This is a genomic window from Pseudomonas sp. AGC41 (assembly GCF_057334555.1).
Map to the genome: position 1 here is coordinate 1 of NZ_JBHFJB010000084.1, position 17,526 is coordinate 17,526.

General features: G+C 61.1%; 18 protein-coding genes and 1 pseudogene. 14 read left to right on the forward strand and 5 right to left on the reverse strand.

Going from position 1 to position 17,526, the window contains the following annotated elements; all coding sequences use genetic code 11:
- Positions 1-216: 216 nt before the first annotated feature.
- Both ACE04F_RS15270 and ACE04F_RS15275 read right to left on the reverse strand, forming a co-directional pair.
- Complete coding sequence (locus ACE04F_RS15270; protein ID WP_486107928.1) at positions 217-1,002, reverse strand: pyrroline-5-carboxylate reductase family protein; 786 nt, start codon at positions 1,000-1,002, stop codon at positions 217-219.
- The gene (locus ACE04F_RS15275; protein WP_486107930.1) at positions 999-1,700 is read right to left on the reverse strand and encodes a TetR/AcrR family transcriptional regulator; all 702 of its coding nucleotides are present in this window, start codon (positions 1,698-1,700) and stop codon (positions 999-1,001) included. Before ACE04F_RS15275 ends, ACE04F_RS15270 begins: the two co-directional genes overlap by 4 nt.
- A gap of 221 nt (positions 1,701-1,921) precedes the next feature.
- Here ACE04F_RS15275 and ACE04F_RS15280 point away from each other — a divergent pair.
- From ACE04F_RS15280 to ACE04F_RS15310, 7 genes and pseudogenes are all read left to right on the forward strand, one after another.
- Positions 1,922-2,572, forward strand: a pseudogene (locus tag ACE04F_RS15280) (ABC transporter permease subunit); the annotation flags it as partial.
- Positions 2,573-2,597: 25 nt separating this feature from the next.
- A complete protein-coding gene (choV, locus tag ACE04F_RS15285; RefSeq protein WP_486107932.1) occupies positions 2,598-3,821 on the forward strand; it encodes a choline ABC transporter ATP-binding protein in 1,224 nt (407 codons plus the stop codon).
- Between the two features lie 75 nt (positions 3,822-3,896).
- Positions 3,897-5,150, forward strand: coding sequence for an aromatic ring-hydroxylating oxygenase subunit alpha (locus ACE04F_RS15290; protein ID WP_486107934.1), 1,254 nt, complete (start codon positions 3,897-3,899; stop codon positions 5,148-5,150).
- Between the two features lie 9 nt (positions 5,151-5,159).
- Positions 5,160-6,278 carry an FAD-binding oxidoreductase gene (locus ACE04F_RS15295; RefSeq protein ID WP_486107936.1) on the forward strand — a complete coding sequence of 373 codons (1,119 nt, stop codon included), beginning with the start codon at positions 5,160-5,162 and terminating at the stop codon, positions 6,276-6,278.
- Between the two features lie 88 nt (positions 6,279-6,366).
- The gene (locus ACE04F_RS15300) at positions 6,367-7,281 is read left to right on the forward strand and encodes a LysR substrate-binding domain-containing protein (protein WP_486107938.1); all 915 of its coding nucleotides are present in this window, start codon (positions 6,367-6,369) and stop codon (positions 7,279-7,281) included.
- Positions 7,282-7,398: 117 nt separating this feature from the next.
- A complete protein-coding gene (locus ACE04F_RS15305) occupies positions 7,399-7,662 on the forward strand; it encodes a hypothetical protein (protein WP_305495615.1) in 264 nt (87 codons plus the stop codon).
- 90 nt (positions 7,663-7,752) lie between these two features.
- A complete protein-coding gene (locus ACE04F_RS15310) occupies positions 7,753-7,839 on the forward strand; it encodes a small membrane protein YohP (RefSeq protein ID WP_442087941.1) in 87 nt (28 codons plus the stop codon).
- 40 nt (positions 7,840-7,879) lie between these two features.
- Here ACE04F_RS15310 and ACE04F_RS15315 read toward each other — a convergent pair whose 3' ends face one another.
- Complete coding sequence (locus ACE04F_RS15315) at positions 7,880-8,446, reverse strand: TetR/AcrR family transcriptional regulator (RefSeq protein ID WP_486107940.1); 567 nt, start codon at positions 8,444-8,446, stop codon at positions 7,880-7,882.
- 197 nt (positions 8,447-8,643) lie between these two features.
- Between ACE04F_RS15315 and ACE04F_RS15320 the strand changes: the two genes are divergently transcribed.
- Both ACE04F_RS15320 and ACE04F_RS15325 read left to right on the forward strand, forming a co-directional pair.
- Positions 8,644-9,426, forward strand: coding sequence for an SDR family NAD(P)-dependent oxidoreductase (locus ACE04F_RS15320; RefSeq protein WP_486107942.1), 783 nt, complete (start codon positions 8,644-8,646; stop codon positions 9,424-9,426).
- A 139-nt stretch (positions 9,427-9,565) separates the two neighbouring features.
- Entirely contained in the window at positions 9,566-10,579 is a 1,014-nt protein-coding gene (locus tag ACE04F_RS15325) for a zinc-dependent alcohol dehydrogenase (protein ID WP_486107944.1), read from the forward strand.
- 4 nt (positions 10,580-10,583) lie between these two features.
- Here the strand turns inward: ACE04F_RS15325 and ACE04F_RS15330 are convergent, their stop codons facing one another.
- The gene (locus tag ACE04F_RS15330; RefSeq protein ID WP_486107946.1) at positions 10,584-11,051 is read right to left on the reverse strand and encodes a MarR family winged helix-turn-helix transcriptional regulator; all 468 of its coding nucleotides are present in this window, start codon (positions 11,049-11,051) and stop codon (positions 10,584-10,586) included.
- Between the two features lie 67 nt (positions 11,052-11,118).
- The gene (locus ACE04F_RS15335; protein ID WP_486107948.1) at positions 11,119-11,982 is read right to left on the reverse strand and encodes a LysR family transcriptional regulator; all 864 of its coding nucleotides are present in this window, start codon (positions 11,980-11,982) and stop codon (positions 11,119-11,121) included.
- 112 nt (positions 11,983-12,094) lie between these two features.
- Between ACE04F_RS15335 and ACE04F_RS15340 the strand changes: the two genes are divergently transcribed.
- The 5 genes from ACE04F_RS15340 (at position 12,095) to ACE04F_RS15360 (ending at position 17,458) form a co-directional block, all read left to right on the forward strand.
- Positions 12,095-12,703: a LysE family translocator gene (locus ACE04F_RS15340; RefSeq protein WP_486108009.1), complete on the forward strand. Its 609-nt coding sequence runs from the start codon at positions 12,095-12,097 to the stop codon at positions 12,701-12,703.
- A 67-nt stretch (positions 12,704-12,770) separates the two neighbouring features.
- Complete coding sequence (locus tag ACE04F_RS15345) at positions 12,771-14,789, forward strand: DKNYY domain-containing protein (RefSeq protein WP_486107950.1); 2,019 nt, start codon at positions 12,771-12,773, stop codon at positions 14,787-14,789.
- A gap of 69 nt (positions 14,790-14,858) precedes the next feature.
- On the forward strand, positions 14,859-15,770 hold the full coding sequence (gene gcvA, locus ACE04F_RS15350) for a transcriptional regulator GcvA (protein ID WP_305495621.1): 912 nt from the start codon (positions 14,859-14,861) through the stop codon (positions 15,768-15,770).
- 67 nt (positions 15,771-15,837) lie between these two features.
- Positions 15,838-16,665, forward strand: a complete 828-nt coding sequence (locus ACE04F_RS15355) for an EamA family transporter (protein ID WP_486107952.1) — start codon at positions 15,838-15,840, stop codon at positions 16,663-16,665.
- A 31-nt stretch (positions 16,666-16,696) separates the two neighbouring features.
- Entirely contained in the window at positions 16,697-17,458 is a 762-nt protein-coding gene (locus ACE04F_RS15360) for an SDR family oxidoreductase (protein ID WP_486107954.1), read from the forward strand.
- Positions 17,459-17,526: the final 68 nt, after the last annotated feature.

Below are 17,526 nucleotides of genomic sequence, written 5' to 3' on the forward strand. Positions count from 1 at the left end.
CAAGACGGTGGTTCAGTGACAAGGATGTTGGACTGACTGACGCCATCGCGAGCAGCTCGCTCCCACAGGGTTCTTTGTTGTACAGCAATCTAGTGATTGATAAAGATCCAAATGTGGGAGCGAGCTTGCTCGCGATGGCGGTGGTTCAGTGACAGGGATGTTGGGCTGGCTGACGCCATCGCGAGCAGGCTCGCTCCCACAGGTCTGATCAGTGAATCAGGCTTGCAGGCCCTGGCGGGCGACCGCGGCACCGGCTTGCAATGCCTTCCCCACCTGCTCCTCGAAATGCCCGTCGGTCAGTACCTGCAGCGCGGCGGCGGTCACGCCGCGGTAGGCGACCAGGGCTTCGATCATCTGCCGGGCGTCATGGCTGGCCAGTAACTGGCTGCTGTTGACCACGACATTTTTTGCGGCAAGCTGCGCAATTTCGGCGGGGATTCCGGCATTCATCGCCTGATTCGCCAGGGCTGTCATGAGCAAGGCGGGAAAGGCCGGGCCGGTGCCGGAAAGCGCGGAGAGGTAATCGATGAAATCTTCCTCCTCGACCTCGGCAGCCGTGCCCACGCATTCGAACAAGCGTTGAACCAGGCCTTTGATCTGCGCATCCACCACACCCGCGCAATACCAAGGCGTAAACGACTGCCCGATCTCCACCGCCGCGTTGGGCATCGCCCGCAGCACCGTCAAAGCCGAAGTCCGGGCGGCAATGGCCTGCGCGGTGATCCCGGCCATCAATGAAATGACTGTCTTGCCAGACGCGTTGAGGCTGAGGCCGGCGAACTGCTCGGGGCGCACCGCGATGATGATCACGTCGCTGCGGTCCACCAGCGCCTGGTTGTCCGTGACGAGATAAACGCCTTGTTGCGCCAAAGGATGGACACCCGAGCGATTGGAAATAACCAGGTTACCTGCCGGCAACAGCGCCTGCGCCAACACAGCCTTGGCAATCGCCCCGCCCAGCCAGCCCGTTCCGCCAATGATGCCCAGCGTCGGCGCGCTCATTTTCCAGCCGTCTCTTCAAAGGTTTCCGCCAACGGAACAAAGATCCCCGGCTCTTTTTCGGCGTAGCCGAATTTGCCGTAGAAACGATCCAGCTCGCGCTGCTTGGGTACTTTGCCGGTGAAAATGCTCACGTAATGCGGGATGCGCTGGAAACGCACGGTGATCAGCTCGCTGGTGTTCATGGTGATGTAGCCGATCTGGGTCAGGTAGATCGTCCGGGCCCGTGCGTCGGCGCCCTGGCTGTCATAACCAAAGCGCTTGAACATGCTCGCCAGGGCACCCATTCGCTGCTCGTCGACGATGGCGACTTCCTGGGCCACTTCAGCGGACTGGAGCGCCCAGCTGCGCACGGCGAATTCGAATTGCGAATCGAACAATTGCGGATTGAGCCAGCATTCGAAGACATTCAGGATCGCCTCGGAAATGCTCTCGGCGTAGCTCTCGCTTTGCCGGATCAAGCCACCGGTGTTGGTCTCGCGCCAGCGCGACAGCAAAGCCGCCAACAACTGCTCACGATCCTCGAAGAACCAATAGAAGCTGGTGCGTGACAAGCCCAAACGCTTGGCCAGCGGCATGACCCTGACCGCGTCGATGCCGGACTCCTTCAAGGCCTCGTAGGCTGCTTCCAGCCAGCCTTCGGGCGACCCTCGCCAGCCGGCGTCCTGGGCCTTGCCGCGCGCCTTCCCTACCTGGGGCATCTTGCATCCACCTTGTTGAACATACGTAACGCGAATGTACTCGGATGCCCGCTCAATGTACACCTGAGTACAGTTGCTCAACGCAGCGCGGGTTGTGCGCCCGCAGCCAGGCAAGATTGATGACAAAAGCTCATGAGCCGCTGACTTTAAATGGTTTGTCAGCACCGCACGCCCGGATGAGTATCTGCTCCAGGCAAACCAGAACAAAAACGAGCCGCCTTATGTGGACCGCACAAGAAAAACTCCCGCTGGGTGAGTACATCGCCCGATACGTCGAATGGCTGACCCAACATGGCGCCGATGTCTTCGACGCCATTTCGCTTTCGCTTTCCGAAGTCATTTCGGTCTTTACCAGCGCCCTGCTCTGGTTCAACCCGCTGGCCCTGATCGGGCTGCTGGCCCTCTGCGCTTATTACATTCAACGCAAGGTAAGCCTGACGCTTTTCGTCGCCCTGTCGTTCCTGTTGATCTTCAACCTGGGCTACTGGCAGGAAACCATGGAGACCCTGGCCCAGGTGACATTCGCCACGCTGGTGTGCGTCATCATCGGCGTGCCGCTGGGCATCGTCGCGGCGCATCGTCCCTGGTTCTACGCAACCCTGCGACCGGTGCTCGACCTGATGCAGACCGTCCCGACTTTCGTCTACCTGATCCCGACCTTGACGCTGTTCGGCCTCGGCGTGGTTCCGGGATTGATTTCCACGGTGGTCTTCGCCATTGCCGCGCCAATCCGCCTGACCTACCTGGGCGTGCGCGATGTGCCTCAAGAACTGATGGACGCCGGCAAAGCCTTCGGCTGCTCGCGTCGCCAGCTGCTGGCACGCATCGAGCTGCCCCATGCGATGCCGAGCATCGCCGCCGGGATTACCCGCGCGAAACCGTGAAAAGAGGTGACGCATGAGCATCATTCGTTTCGAAGACGTCGACGTCATCTTCGCCAAGCGCCCGAAGCCGGCGCTGGAGCTGCTCGACCAGGGATTTTCGCGCCCGGAGATTCTGCAACAAACCGGCCTGATCGTCGGCGTGGAGAAGGCCAATCTCGACATCAACAAAGGTGAAATCTGCGTGCTGATGGGCCTGTCCGGCTCCGGCAAATCGAGCCTGTTGCGCTGCATCAATGGCTTGAACACGGTGAGTCGCGGCAAGTTGTTCGTCGAGCACGAGGGCCGACAGATCGACATCGCCGCCTGCACGCCGGCCGAGCTGAAAATGATGCGCACCCGACGCATCGCCATGGTCTTCCAGAAATTCGCCCTGATGCCCTGGCTGACCGTGCGCGAGAACATCGGTTTCGGCCTCGAAATGCAACGCCGCCCCGAGAGGGAGCGACGCAAGCTGGTCGACGAAAAGCTCGAACTGGTGGGCTTGACCCAATGGCGCAACAAGAAGCCCGACGAATTGTCCGGCGGCATGCAGCAGCGGGTCGGCCTGGCCCGTGCCCTGGCGATGGACGCCGATATCCTGCTGATGGACGAACCTTTCTCGGCCCTCGATCCGCTGATTCGCCAAGGGCTGCAGGACGAACTGCTCGACCTGCAGCGCAAGTTGCACAAGACCATCGTCTTCGTCAGCCATGACCTGGACGAAGCCCTCAAGCTGGGAACACGGATCGCCATCATGAAAGACGGCAAGATCATCCAGTACAGCAAACCCGAGGAGATCGTGCTGAAGCCGGCCGACGACTACGTGCGCAACTTCGTCGCCCACACCAACCCATTGAATGTGCTCTGTGCGGGAAGCCTGATGACCCCGTTGGACCAGTGCATATCCGCCCAGGGCGAATATTGCCTGGATACGGTGCAGAACCTCTGGGTTGCGCTGAACGCATCGAGAGGATTGGCCAGCGTACGCCGCGGCGCCGCGCCCCAGCCGCTGCAGCACTGGAAGCGCAGCGAGGCCAGCGCGCCGTTGCGCCGCCTGGTCACCTCGGTGCCGATGGATACCGGCATGCGCGAGGCGCTGCGTATCCGCTACGAAACAGGACATCCATTGATCGTGCTCGATAAAGACCAGACCGTCGTCGGCGTACTGGGCGATACGGAACTGTATCGCGCATTGCTCGGGCATGACCTGTCGCGCCCGGTTTTATCCGAGCCCTTACCAGAGCCTTCGGTGGCTTGAACAGACGAAATCCGTTTTTCCAGCAGCACTGCTTGTCCGCCAACCACCGATCATTTGCCTTGAGTGAGATCGACGATGAACCCAACCCTGAAAACCCATCGTGAACTGCTTGCCGACCGCACCCCGGGCCATGGCATGCCCGGCGGTCTGTTCGGCCGCGAGGATATTTTTGCAACCGACGTCGATGTCTTCTTTACCAAACACTGGATTCTGGTGGGTGTCACCAGCGACGTTGCCGAACCCGGCGATGTTTCGACGATCGATATCGGCAAATCCTCGATCATCCTGGTCCGCGATGATGACGAGCATGTGCAGGCGTTCCGCAATGTCTGCCGTCACCGTGGGGCGCGCTTGAAACAGGCCGGCAAATCGACGGTGGGCATGCTGGTGTGTCCCTACCACCAGTGGACGTACGACCTGGACGGCAGCCTGAAACATGCCGCGCACATGGGCAAGGATTTCGACCCGGGGTGCAAGAGCCTGATCCCGGTCCACACCCGCGTGGTCGGTGCCCATGTATTCGTCTGCCTGAGTGACGAGCCGCCGGAAGACATCCTGTACCTCGACCAGGTCATGACCCCGCGTTTCGCTCAGTACGATCTCAGCCATTCGAAGATCGCCTACGAGTCGGAAATCATCGAAAACGGCAATTGGAAACTGGTGATCGAGAACAATCGCGAGTGTTATCACTGCGCCGCCACTCACCCCGAATTGACCGCGTCGTTCCTGCCGGAAGACTTCGGCTTCTGCACCGACGGACTGGGCGAGGACTCGCTCCTGGCACTCAAGGAATATCACCAGCGCAACGCCGATACCAGGCAAGACTGGGAAAACCAAGGCTACCTCTGTGAGGCCGTCGAGCACCTGGGCGAGGACGCGGTGACTCAGTTCCGCACCCAGCGCCTGGCCATCGCCGGCAACGGTGAATCCCAGACCCTCGATACCCGCGTCGCCTGCACCCGGCTGTTTGGCGACCTCACCCGGCGCGATCTGGGCGACCTGCACTTGTGGACCCACAACTCATGGACCCACATCATGAGCGACCACGCGGTGGTGTCCTACATCATCCCGCTGGCGCCCGATAAAACCCTGGTGCGGACCAAATGGCTGGTGCACGCCGATGCCATCGAAGGCGTGGACTACCAAGTGGATAGACTGACCGAAGTCTGGGCGGCGACCAATCTCCAGGACGCCAACCTGGTCGGCATCACCCACAGCGGCACCCAGGACCCAGCCTACTCGCCCGGACCGTTCTCGGCGTTTACCGAAACCTATGTCGACCAGTTTTCTCGCTGGTACGCGGCGCGTCTGGCCGCCCATGGCGTGTGAGGGATGGACATGACGACTTACGAAAAGCTGACGCGCCTCCAACGTTTTACCGACCCGACGACCTGGGCCGCCTATGGCTCGCAATGGCACAGCGGCGAGCAGAAAACCTTGTCATGTTGCGCCGTGCGCGAGGAAACCCATGACGTAAAGACGTTCGTCTTCCAGTGCGCGGACTTCACTGCGTTGAGCTTCGAGCCGGGGCAATTCCTCACGCTGTCGCCGGTCATCGGTGGGCAAACCATCGCGCGCTGCTACACGCTGTCGTCCTCACCCACGCGCCCGTTCACCTTTTCGATTACGGTCAAGCGCGTGCCGGGTGGCGTGGTCTCGAACTGGCTGCATGACCATCTCGAACCGGGAGACAACCTCAGGGCATCCGGCCCGGCGGGCAGTTTCACACCGGTGGGTCATCCGGCGACAAAACTGCTGTACCTGTCGGCCGGTTCCGGCGTGACGCCCTTGATGTCGATGACCCGCGCTGCCTGCGACATGGCGGCCAATCTCGACATCGTGTTCCTGCACAGCGCCCGTACGCCGGCGGATATCATTTTCCATGACGAACTGACGCGAATGCAGGCCGATATGCCCGGCCTGCGGGTCATCGGTATTTGCGAAGGGCTTGGCGCTGCCAGCCAGTGGCAGCAGCCGCTCGGTCGGCTCGATCTGCCTCTGTTGAGCCAGCAAGTGCCGGACTACCACGAGCGGGAAGTCTTCACTTGTGGGCCTCAGGGCTACATGGAAGCGGTCAAGGCGCTGCTCAGGGAAGCGGCGTTCGATTTTCGCCACTATCACCAGGAGAGCTTCGATATCGCGGTGCTGAATGACGAACCGTTGATTGAGCAGGCCCCTTCACTCGACCAGCAACAGCTGTTCACCGTCACCCTGTCGCGCTCGGGCAAGACCTTCAGCATGCCCGGCAACCAGACCGTGCTGAGCGCGGCAAAAAAAGCCGGGGCGATCGTGCCCTCCTCATGCAGCCAGGGCATTTGTGGCACCTGCAAGACCGCCCTACTGGAGGGAACGGTGGACATGAACCACAACGGCGGCATCCGCCAACGGGAGATCGACAAAGGCCTGCGCTTGCTCTGCTGCAGCAAGCCGACCTCCAATCTGATCATCGATCTCTAGCCGTCACGCCTGATCCGCTAGTCACTGCGCGTAGGCTTCTGCACAATCACCCTGCGCCTGCCCCCAAACAAGACAGTGACCCAGCCCGATGAAACTGCAACCGTTGCCGCCGCTCAACAGCCTGGTGGCGTTCGAGGCCGCTGCTCGCCACCGGAGTTTCACCGTGGCGGCTCGTGAACTGAACGTCACCCAGGGCGCCATCAGCCGCCAGATACGCCTGCTCGAAGATTACCTGGGCACGGCGCTGTTCATCCGTACGACCCGTGAGATCAACCTCACTGCGACAGGCAGCCAGTACCACGAAAGCATTCGCGATACGTTGCAGCAGATCGCCCGCGCCACGGCTGGCGTTCGGCATTGGCAAGGCGCGCAGCAAGTCACCGTGGTCACCAGTACGGCGATGGCATCCCTGTGGCTGCTCCCGCTTGTTTCGGAGTTTCAGCGCCAGCACGAAGAAATCGACCTGCGCATCATCGCCACCGACCAGGTCGAGGACTTTTCCCGACTCGATTGCGATCTGGCGCTGTATTACTGCAGCAAGCCGCCCAACAATATGAAGGTCACCACGCTGTTCAGCGAAGAGATTTTCCCGGTATGCAGCCCGGCGTACCTGGCGCAGCATCCCGAGGCCGGCAAGCTCGAACAGCTCGGCGCCTGCACCTGGTTATGGCTTGAGGACCAGCATCGGGACTGGATCGGCTGGAAGCAATGGTTCCGACGCCTGGGCCACCAGGCGCCGGAGCCTCGTCGGCGGATCAACATCAACAGCTACTCGATGCTGATCCAGTCCGCACTGGCGGGCCAAGGCGTTGCGCTGGCCTGGTCGAGGTTGCTCGGTGACCATTTGCAGACCGGCCACCTTGTTCGCCCGACCTCCAGCCTCTTGCGCACCGATGCGCAATTTTGCCTGCTGGAACCCTTGGGACAGGTGCCGAACCGGCAAAGTGTCAATCGCTTCCGCGAATGGTTGATGGCTTACCTTGCGCAGACCGAGGACGATTGAGCAGTGGCGCAGCAAACCCTCGACCGCTTATCAAGCAGCTTCAAAAACCGGAGCCGCGGCCGATAACCCTCACAAGAGCCCAGCGACTGGGTGGCTGGATTGCGGCGGGAACCGGTAATGACAGACATATATCTGCTGATAGCGAGCGGCACCGACCAGAGCGATGCGTACGTCCTCGGTTGGTTCGATGATAGAAACAAAGCCCGGGAAGTGGCCGAGCAAAAGGAATGGGAGGCGTATCGCGCCAGCCTGAAGGCGGAAAACCGTTGGTCAAGCCATAAACCGCTGGCGCCGGACAAGACCGAGTATCGGCGGTACTGGATCAAGACCGTTTCGAAGTTCGAATACGTTTCCGTCCCGAGGTCACTGGCGGTTCACTGAAAGCCTGCGGCCAATCATTCGAAAATTTAACGAACCGCGCGCGCTCGCCAGGGGTCTAGAACACTAAGCCCATCTGAAGAGAGCGTCCTCATGTTGAAATTTCTTGGTGGTACCGTTGGGATCATTTTCCTGATCGGCCTGATCGTGGTCATTGCCCTGTTCAAGTTCATTTTCTGATCCAGACTGCGGTAGCACGTGCTGCGCTACCGCTGGTTTTTCATGGCTCCGATGCTGGCAGGGACGCCAGGATCTGTGCTCGGCAGACCTCAAGTATTTCGCCAGCCAACGGAGCATCGTCCGGGCACGCGCGCGAGAGCATGATCGCGCCGATAGCCTGGGCGAGCAGGCCAAGCATCTTCGCCCTTCCCCCTTCCTCTTGCGTCGCGAGTTTTTCCTCAAGCGAAGCCAGGGTGCTTTCCACGCCGCTGGCGAAAGTCGCTTTCAACTCGTCTGACTGACGCGCCGCATCCCCGCACAACGCCGCCATCGTGCAACCGTGACCCCGCGCGTCGCGGTGTTCCCTGGATAGATACATCGCAAAAAATCCAGCTACATCCAGCTCGCCAGCGCTGGCCAGCGACTGCGAAAGGCTGTTCGCGGAAGCCTCAGCCATCAGGTCGGCCTTCGACCCGAAGTGTTTGTAGAAGCCGCCATGGGTAAAACCCGCAGCGGCCATCAGGTCCGCCACGCCTATTCCGTCAAAACCGCGCTCGCGAAACAACACCGACGCCGTCTCGACGATGTGCTCGCGGTTTGCCTGTGCCTGGGCCTTGGTCACTCTCATATGCGTATGCCTCGTGGCCGCTCGAATCAAGCCCTCATCATACATAGATGCCGAGCATAATCAAATTCGTTGACAGTTTAGATTTCGGTCATCATCCTAGAAACAAGCGGTACGAAACTGACTACCCGACGGTTACCGAGCCAGCACCCGTAGTTTGACGTGATCGCACATTCCAACCCTCTCAAGAGACCGACACCATGACCACTCGCAAAACCGTCCTCATCACTGGCGCCTCCACCGGCATCGGCGCGGTCTATGCCAAGCGCTTCGCCCAACGCGGCCACGATCTGGTGCTGGTAGCCCGTGACAACGCACGGCTGGAAGCGCTGGCAAGCGAACTGCGCAACGAGCACAACGTCAGCGTCGATGTGCTCCAGGCCGACCTCACCCAAACCGGTGATCTGCACAAGGTCGAGGTCCGCCTGCGCGATGATGACAGCATCGGCATCCTGATCAACAACGCCGGCGCCGCCCAGTCCGGCAGTTTCATCGAACAGACCACCGACAGCGTTGCGCACCTCGTTGCGCTCAACACTACCGCGCTGGTTCGACTCGCCAGCGCCATCGCCCCGCGCCTGGCAAACGCTGGCGAAGGCGCAATCATCAACATCGGCTCGGTGGTCGGCCTGGCACCGGAATTCGGCATGTCGGTCTACGGCGCAACCAAGGCCTTCGTGCTGTTCCTCTCCCAAGGGCTCAGCCTCGAGCTTTCACCCAAAGGCGTCTATGTCCAAGCGGTGCTGCCGGCAGCCACCCGTACCGAAATCTGGGAACGCGCCGGCATCGACATCAATACGCTGAGTGAAATCATGGAAGTGAGCGACCTGGTGGATGCCGCACTGGTCGGCTTCGATCGCCGCGAAGGCGTGACCATTCCACCGTTGCAGGACGGCGCGCGCTGGGATGCGTTGCAGGCGGCGCGGCAGGGACTGCTGGCGGAAATCAAGCAATCGGCGGTTGCCGAGCGCTACAAAGCCTGACGCTTCACAGCGAAAATGTTCCGGTGCTGGACGGTTCGTGGCTGGCCAGAATGGCGTGGCTTTTGTCAAATCAACATTGTTGACGTAACAAGTGCGCGCCCTATAGCTTAGCGACAAGACCTTGCGAAGGAGCATCACTGTGAAAGAGCTTGTCGTTCAAAGCCCCGGCCAGCTGGTATGGGTGAACGTGCCGTCACCGACACTGGCCAGCCCGCGCAGCGCATTGGTGCGGCCCATCGCTTCGGCCTCCTGCGATCTTGACCGGCGCTTGATTGCCGGCCTTACTCCATTCAAGCCGCCCTTTGCCTTGGGCCATGAATGCGTGGCCGAAGTCCTGGAGGTGGGCGAAGAGGTCACTGGGGTGCGCCGCGGCGATCTGGTGTCGGTGCCTTGGAAAATCGCCTGCGGCGAGTGTCGCCAGTGCCTCGCTGGCCGAGCCACCGCTTGCACCGCCGTGGCTCGACATGCGGCCTTCGGCGTACCCGCTGGCGGCCACTGGGGCGGACTGTTTTCCGAAGTGGTCCTGGTGCCATTCGCCGATGCGATGCTGGTGCCGCTGCCACCCGGCCTGAATCCGTTGGCAGTGGCCAGCGCCAGCGACAATCTGACCGACGCCTGGGTCGCCGCCAGCCGACCGCTCGCCTCTCGCCCGGATGCCCGCGTGCTGGTGGTCGGTGGTACGGAAAGCCTGGGGGTGCTGGCGGTGCAGATGGCGGTGGCCGCAGGCGCGGCAAGCGTCGATTATCTGGACGACAATCCCTACCGACTCGACCTGGCCCAACGCAGCGGCGCCAATGTCGAACCCGGCCAGGAACTGGATGAGCGTTACGACGTGGTACTGTCCGCTACACGCGACCCGCAGGCGTTGCACCGGGGCTTGCTGGCCCTCGCACCTGGCGGGCATTGTTCATGCATTGGCATCATCTTTGAGGACCCGAAGATTCCCTTGTTCGGCATGTATTTGCGCGATGTAACGCTGTCAGTAGGGGTCTGCAATGTCCGCCCGCATATCCCGAAGGTATTCGAGCTGGTTGGCAGCGGGCGCTGCGATCCGCTGCTGGTGAGCCCGACCGTGGTGTCGTGCGAGGAGGCCACCGAAGCCCTGGTCCAGCCGCTGGCCAAATGCATCATGGTGCGCGACCGCATCACCTGAGAAGTCAGTTGAGGCGCTCGGCCAAGGCCTGCATGACTTTTGTCCAGGCCTCCTGGCCTACGGTGTCGGTCTGGGCAAATGCCTGGCGCAACGTCTGGCGCTCCAGTTCGGAAGCCTGGTGCTCCAGCGCCTGGCCTTGTTCGGTGAGGGCCAGCAGTTTGAAACGATGGCGTTCCGGCTGGCGCGTATAACCCACCAGTTGACGCTCAAACATATGGCTCAAGGGGCGGTGCACCGCCTGCTTGCTGATGCCCAGCGTGGTCGCCAGATCGCCAACGCTGACCTCGTCGGCACGGGCAATGACATACAGGATGCGATGGTGCACCCGCGACAGCCCCTGGGTTTCCAGAAAAGTATCGGCCGCCGCGGTCAGGCCACGAAAGCCGAAATGCAGGAGCTCAAGGGCCGAATCAAGGGGATCCAGCGAATGCAGCCGCACGGCCGCTGCGTTGATTTTCCTGTCGATGACCATGCTGTTCTCGCCCTGATGAAAGGGTTCTGAGTCTAAGCTTTTTTGCGATCAACCTCGCCCCCCATGACTACACCTGGGCTCTGAGCGCTCTGATGATAAAAGCATGAAGGCTGTTGACCGCCTTGGACCCGCGAGAAGCTCGGCTACGGAGTATCGAAACCTCCATGGATTCGATGTTTCCCAAGCCGTGCTCGCTACTCAGGACGTGAAGCGATGGCTGCACCGTGCACTGCGTGATCGCGGCAATCGCAAGGCCACCCTCAACGGCGGCGACCTGTCCCGCCAGACTGGAGCTGTTGTACACCACTTTGAATCGGCGCCCCTGCTGGGTCAGCGAATCCACTGCGTAACGCCGGGCTAGGCTTTCGCTTTCGTAGACGGCGATAGGCACCGGGTCGCGCCTCCACAGTTCGAACTGGGGTGAGCCCACCCAGACCATGGGCTCCTTGAACAGGAAGGTACCGCTCTGAGGCGAGTCCCTCGACACCAGCGCCAGATCAAGATCGCCGCTGCGTACACGCGGGATCAGCGCGGTCGACTGTTCACAATTCAGTTCGATTTCCACACCCGCGTAGCGCGGCGAAAAAAGCTTCAGAACGGGTGTGAGGTACTTCGCCGCGTAGTCCTCGGCGACACCCAGACGGATTCGTCCGGTCAACTCTTCGCCATGAAAAGCCGCCTGGGTTTCCGCATGCAGCGCCAGAATACGCCGGGCATAGCCCAGTAGCGTCTGGCCATCAGCGGTCAGGTGAAGATGTCGCGGGCCACGGCTCAATAACTGCCGCCCCAGCGCGGCCTCGAGCTTTTTCATCTGCATGCTGACGGCGGACTGGGATCTGTTGACCTCGTGAGCGGCCCCCGACAGCGAACCCGCGTCCACCACTGCCACGAAACACTTGAGCCAATCGGTCTGCAAATCGCTGGCAGGCATCGTGGTTATCCTCTATTCGTTAATCGAATGGCTACGACGTGAATTATGCGCTTTCCATGAGCACTGTTCCCCCGCAGGATGCAAGTCAGAATCAACCCATCTGGATCGGATCATGCCGTTTGATACCTGGTTGCTCTATCTGGTGACTTGCTGCGGCATAGCGGTAGTGCCAGGTCCGAATGCCTTGTTGGCGCTGACCCACGGCGCCATTCACGGCAGCCGCAAAACGCTGTTCACCATCACCGGCGGCGTCCTCGGCTTTGCCCTCGTGCTGACGCTTTGCGCCCTGGGCCTGGGTGCGCTGATCCAGGCTTCAGTTACCTGGTTCACGGCGTTGAAAATCATCGGCGGGCTCTATCTGATCTGGCTGGGCTTCAATCTGTGGCGATCGCCTCCCGTCAGTCTCGAGGCGCCCGCTACAGACAGCTTCAGTGGTTGGTCGCTGTTCCGCCAAGGGTTGGTATCGGCCATTTCCAATCCCAAGGCGCTGCTGCTGTTTACCGCATTCATTCCGCCGTTTCTGGATCCGCACCGGAACATCATCGCGCAGACGTTGGCCATCGCGCTGACTTACGCGGTCGTCGAGTTTATCGTTGAGTTCGGTGTAGCCAGCGCAGCGCACCGGGTCAGACCCTGGCTGGCCCGAACCGGGCGTCGATTCAATAAAGTCTGCGGCGGCTTTTTCGTACTTTTCGGGGTGAGCCTGCCGATTCATAGCTGAACGGTGTGCTTCTGGCATGTAAAACCGTGATCATTGGCCCACAACCCGTCACTCAGGTCGCAATCACATGACAGACATAGAGGCAGATCTTGCTGAGTGGGAGCCGCTTGATCTCGAATGGCATCAAGGTTTCGCCTTCCTGGAGGGCGTGCTACTGGGCGACGGACAAGTGCCAGACGTGTACATCCTGCTCGACCCTGAAGGCGCACACCCCGACGCGATAGCGAAAGCTGCCAGTGACGGGCGCTATCCGCCCTCGCCTCTGGTTGCCGGCCAGCCGGTCTGGCGACATCGACGCAACCCCTGGGTTTTGCGTGACGCCTTGCGCGACTATTACCTGCTTCCCGCCTACCAACAGCGCTACGGCTATCACGCGCTCCAGGTCCTGGCGTTTCGGTTCGACAAGGCCCTGGAAAACCTTGGCCACCAGTATTGGCGCGATGCGTCTGGCACCTATTGGTTCGGCGAATACGCAATCACCGAAATCCTCCAGGCAAAGCCCGACAGCCTGGCCCTGGTGGCATCGTCGCCAGCCCCGGTGACTGCAGCCTCTGCCCTGTTCAGCGACGGGGTGAATATATTTCTTCAAGGCAAATTCATCGCCAGCGCGACGGCGCGGGTGCGTTATTGCAACCACCCTTCCTATCGAGTGATCGACGGCCAGGTCTACAAGGGATTCAAACCCCTGCATCAGAAGGACGGCACCCCGTTGCCGATCAGCAATCCGGACGACTTCCGGATGCTCGCCGAACGCTGGGGAACCGATGGGCAATCGATCATCGTGCAGGCGCAGCAAGGTTCGAGCATTGCCTATGAGTATTTCTATCGCATCGACAATGCCGACCTGGCGACCTTCACCGTGCTTAACGAACGCTACGCCAAGGACCGGCAACGCGCCTATTACCTGACCGGCAAGACCCTGCGCTACGTCGGCGATTTTCGGCTGCTGAAGAACTGCCACCCGGCATTCGACGAGTGCGGTCGCGTGGTTGGCAGCAGCGAAAGCGAGGATGAGTATTTCGCCGTGGATGACCTGTACGTCTACGCCGCCGGGACGCGTTTGCGTGATGCCCATGGCCCGAGTTTCCGCCACTTGGGGTTCGATTATTACCGCGATCATCGACACGTCTACAAACGCCAAAAACGCCTGGATGTCGATGTGGAAAGCTTCGTCGTGACCCAGCTCTGTGGCGATGACCTGGACTTCTCACCTGTGCTCGCGGGCGACAGGAAGGGGCCGCTGGGCTCTGGCGGAATCATCGATGCGGCCATGCAACAGGCGTGGGCGCCCTACTTCGAGGCTCATCCGCACCTGCAGGAGTACTGGTGGCACCGTTTGCAAGTACCGCCTGACGCTGCAGAAACGCAAACAGAAACGCCGCCGTTACAAGCCATCGGCCTCGGTTTCGAAGTAGGCCGCGAGGTGTACTTCCACGGCCGCGTTATCAACGGGCTGGACGCTGCAAGCTTCCAATTGCTCGACACGCACCTATGCGGCGACGCCCATGGCCTTTATCTGATCCCGTTTCATAACGCCGAGACGCAGGTACCCGAACGGTTTTCCCATGAACCGGTTGAGCACTTCCGCTCACTCGGCGGCCCCTATCTCAGCGACGGCAAAACGGTGTTCTGCCACCGGGTCTTCTATCATCCCCCGGAGCCGATCCGTAAGGCCCAGGTGGCCAGTTTCGAGTCTTGCGGGCACGGTTGGGCCAAGGATCGGGACGCGGTGTATTACTACGGCGAGGCGAAAAAAAAGCTACACCCTTCCGACACCCGCATCCTCGGTACCTATGCCATCAGCCCCACGCTGATCTTCTCGGAGGGCAAGTGGCTGGATGTGGCGTTCAAGCCTGATGAAGTTCGCGTGCCGCATCCCGATTTCCTGCAATTGGGTACACGCAAACTGTTCTGCCATCGGCGGCCGCTGAGTGCCAAGCGTATCGACCTGGGCAGCTTGGAATTCCTGACGGAGCGTTATGCCCGAGACAAGTACCGAATCTACCACTACGACGGTTATGCGAGCCTGACCGAGGTCGATGAAGCGCAGTATCAGCAATCCCTTCGTGAGCCGTCCCATTCATAGCCGCCGGCGATGTTCTATCATGAGCCAGCGCTCATGACGCGCATCCTCAAATCGCCGGATACCCTTCACATGAGAGACCTGCCGCCGACCGCTACATTACGCGCCTTTGAAGTCGCCACCCGCCATGCGACCTTTACCGCAGCCGCGCAAGAGCTGCACGTCACCCAAAGCGCGGTCAGTCACCAGCTCAAGCACCTGGAGTCCCTTTGGGGCTTGCAATTGTTCGAGCGTGGCAAGTCACTGCGCCTCACCGCCGCGGGAGCTACCCTGGCGCCCATCGTCCGCGAATTTTTCATGAGCCTGGAGGCGACCCTGGGCGATCTGCGCGAGCAGAAAGGCAGGGTTCGACTCGAAGTCAGCACCACGTATTCCTTCGCACTGAAATGGCTGCTGCCCCGCTTGCCGAATCTCTCCCGCCTGCATCCGGAGTTATTGGTCTCGCTGGACACCACCGACAAGATCATCCACTTCTCCAGTGCCCAGGCCGACGTGGCGATCCGGCTCGGCAAGGGCAACTACCCCGGTTTGTATTCGGAATTTCTCTTCGGCGAGCAGGTGTTTCCGGTGGCCAGTCCTGACTTGCTGCAGCGCTTCGGGACGCCACGCAGCCCTGCCGAACTGTTGCACTACCCGTTGCTGACCCGGGATGGCGCCGAGCTGGTGCCGAAATGGGAGATGTGGTTTGAGAAGGTCGGCCTGGAATTCTTGCCGCTCAAGGAAAGCGTCAGGTTCGGCGACACCAACATGACGGTCGAGGCAGCCCTGCTCGGCCAGGGCGTTGCCTTGGTGCGCAGCGGCCATGTTGAAAGCGAAATCAGCGATGGCCGCCTGGTGCGGCTGTTCGACGTGCCATTCCCGTCACCGCTGGCCTACTATTTTGTCTGTCCCAAGGGCATCGAATCGCAGCCGCATATCGTCAGCTTCCGCCAATGGTTGATCGGCGAGGCGTCGACCGTCCAACGCGCTTATGAAAATGCATGAGGTTTTACTCATGAAACGATGAGGAGACTTCGCTGTAGTACGGCATCAGCGCTGCCTAGAATGGCGCATGCCTATCCATATCATCTCACTGGTTCTTTTCGCCGCGCTCCTGCATGCCAGCTGGAACGCACTGCTGCGTGGCGGCGCCGATCGGCTGTGGTCAATGACGATCATGTGCATCGCCATCGCCGTGACCTGCGTCGTCGCCGCCGCATTCATGGTGCCACCGGCCGCCGCCAGTTGGGGTTATGCGGTGCTTTCAGCGGTACTGCACGTCGGCTACAACCTGTTCCTGGTGCGCAGCTACCGGGTCGGCGACTTGGGGCAGGTCTACCCAATTTCCCGTGGCTCATCACCGGCGCTGATCGCCCTGGGCGGCGCCGTCTTCGCCGGAGAAAGCATCGCCCCCGGCGTCCTGCTGGGGATTGCGCTGGTGTCCGGCGGGATCATTTCCCTGGCCTTCAGGGGCCGCAAACTGTCGGTGCCCAGCCTGCCCTACGCGCTGGGCACCGGCTGTTTCATCGCTGCCTATAGCGTCGTCGACGGCATCGGTGCCAGGCTCTCCGGCGCGCCGCTCGCCTATACCGTCTGGATGTGCGCCTTGTGGGGCGTGCTGATGCCGATGGTGTACATCGGCCTGCGCGACGCACGCAGCCTGTTCTCCGTCCGCCCCGGAATATTCAGCGCCGCGGCCGGCGGGCTGGTCTCCTTGCTGGCCTATGGAATCGTCATCTACGCCATGAACGAAGCGCCTCTGGGCGCGGTATCGGCATTGCGCGAAACCAGCGTGCTGTTTGCAGCGCTGATCGGCGCCATCTTCCTCGGCGAGACACTCACCGCCCGCCGGATCCTGGCGTGCGTAGTGATCGTCAGCGGCACCATCATCATCGGCTGACACAGCCAACTGCTCAGGAGGGCTATTCACCATGGTCAATGACTCGCAGGCACCGCTGATCCTGATAACCGGCGGAAGTCGCGGAGTGGGCGCCGCCACCGCGCGGCTAGCCGCCGCACAAGGCTATGACGTCGCGATCAGCTACGTTGCCAACGAGCCCGCAGCGCTGGCGGTGGCGGCGGATGTGGAGGCACTCGGACGTCGCGCGCTGGCGATGCGCGCCGACAGTGCCGATCCCGAACAGGTCGCCGATCTGTTCGCGGCCATCGACCGCTCGTTCGGACGCATCGACGTCCTGGTCAATAACGCGGGCATCCTGTCGGCTCAGTCACGCCTGGAAGACCTTGGCTTCGAGCGCATGCAGCGCATCTTCGCAGTCAATTCCATCGGCCCGATTCTCTGCGCCCAGCAGGCAGTGAAGCGCATGGCGTACCGGCATAACGGCCCGGGCGGCGCGATCATCAACGTCTCCTCGGCATCGGCTCGCCTCGGCAGCCCCAACGAATATGTCGATTACGCGGCGTCAAAAGGCGCCTTGGAAACCTTCACCATCGGCCTCGCCAAAGAAGTGGCCCGGGAAGGCATACGCGTCAACTGCATTCGCCCCGGACACATCTACACCGAAATGCACGCCAGCGGCGGCGAGCCGGGGCGGGTTGATCGGGTGAAGGACTCGATCCCCATGGGTCGAGGTGGCCAACCGGAGGAAGTGGCACGGGCGATTTTATGGCTGGCGGGTGGAGAGGCGTCGTTTGTGACGGGGACGTTTCTTGATGTGACTGGGGGGAAATGAGTTTTCGCGGTGCAAGGCTGAGAGCCTAACGCTGTTCGCTCTAGAGAAACGCAGACCTGTGCCGAGGG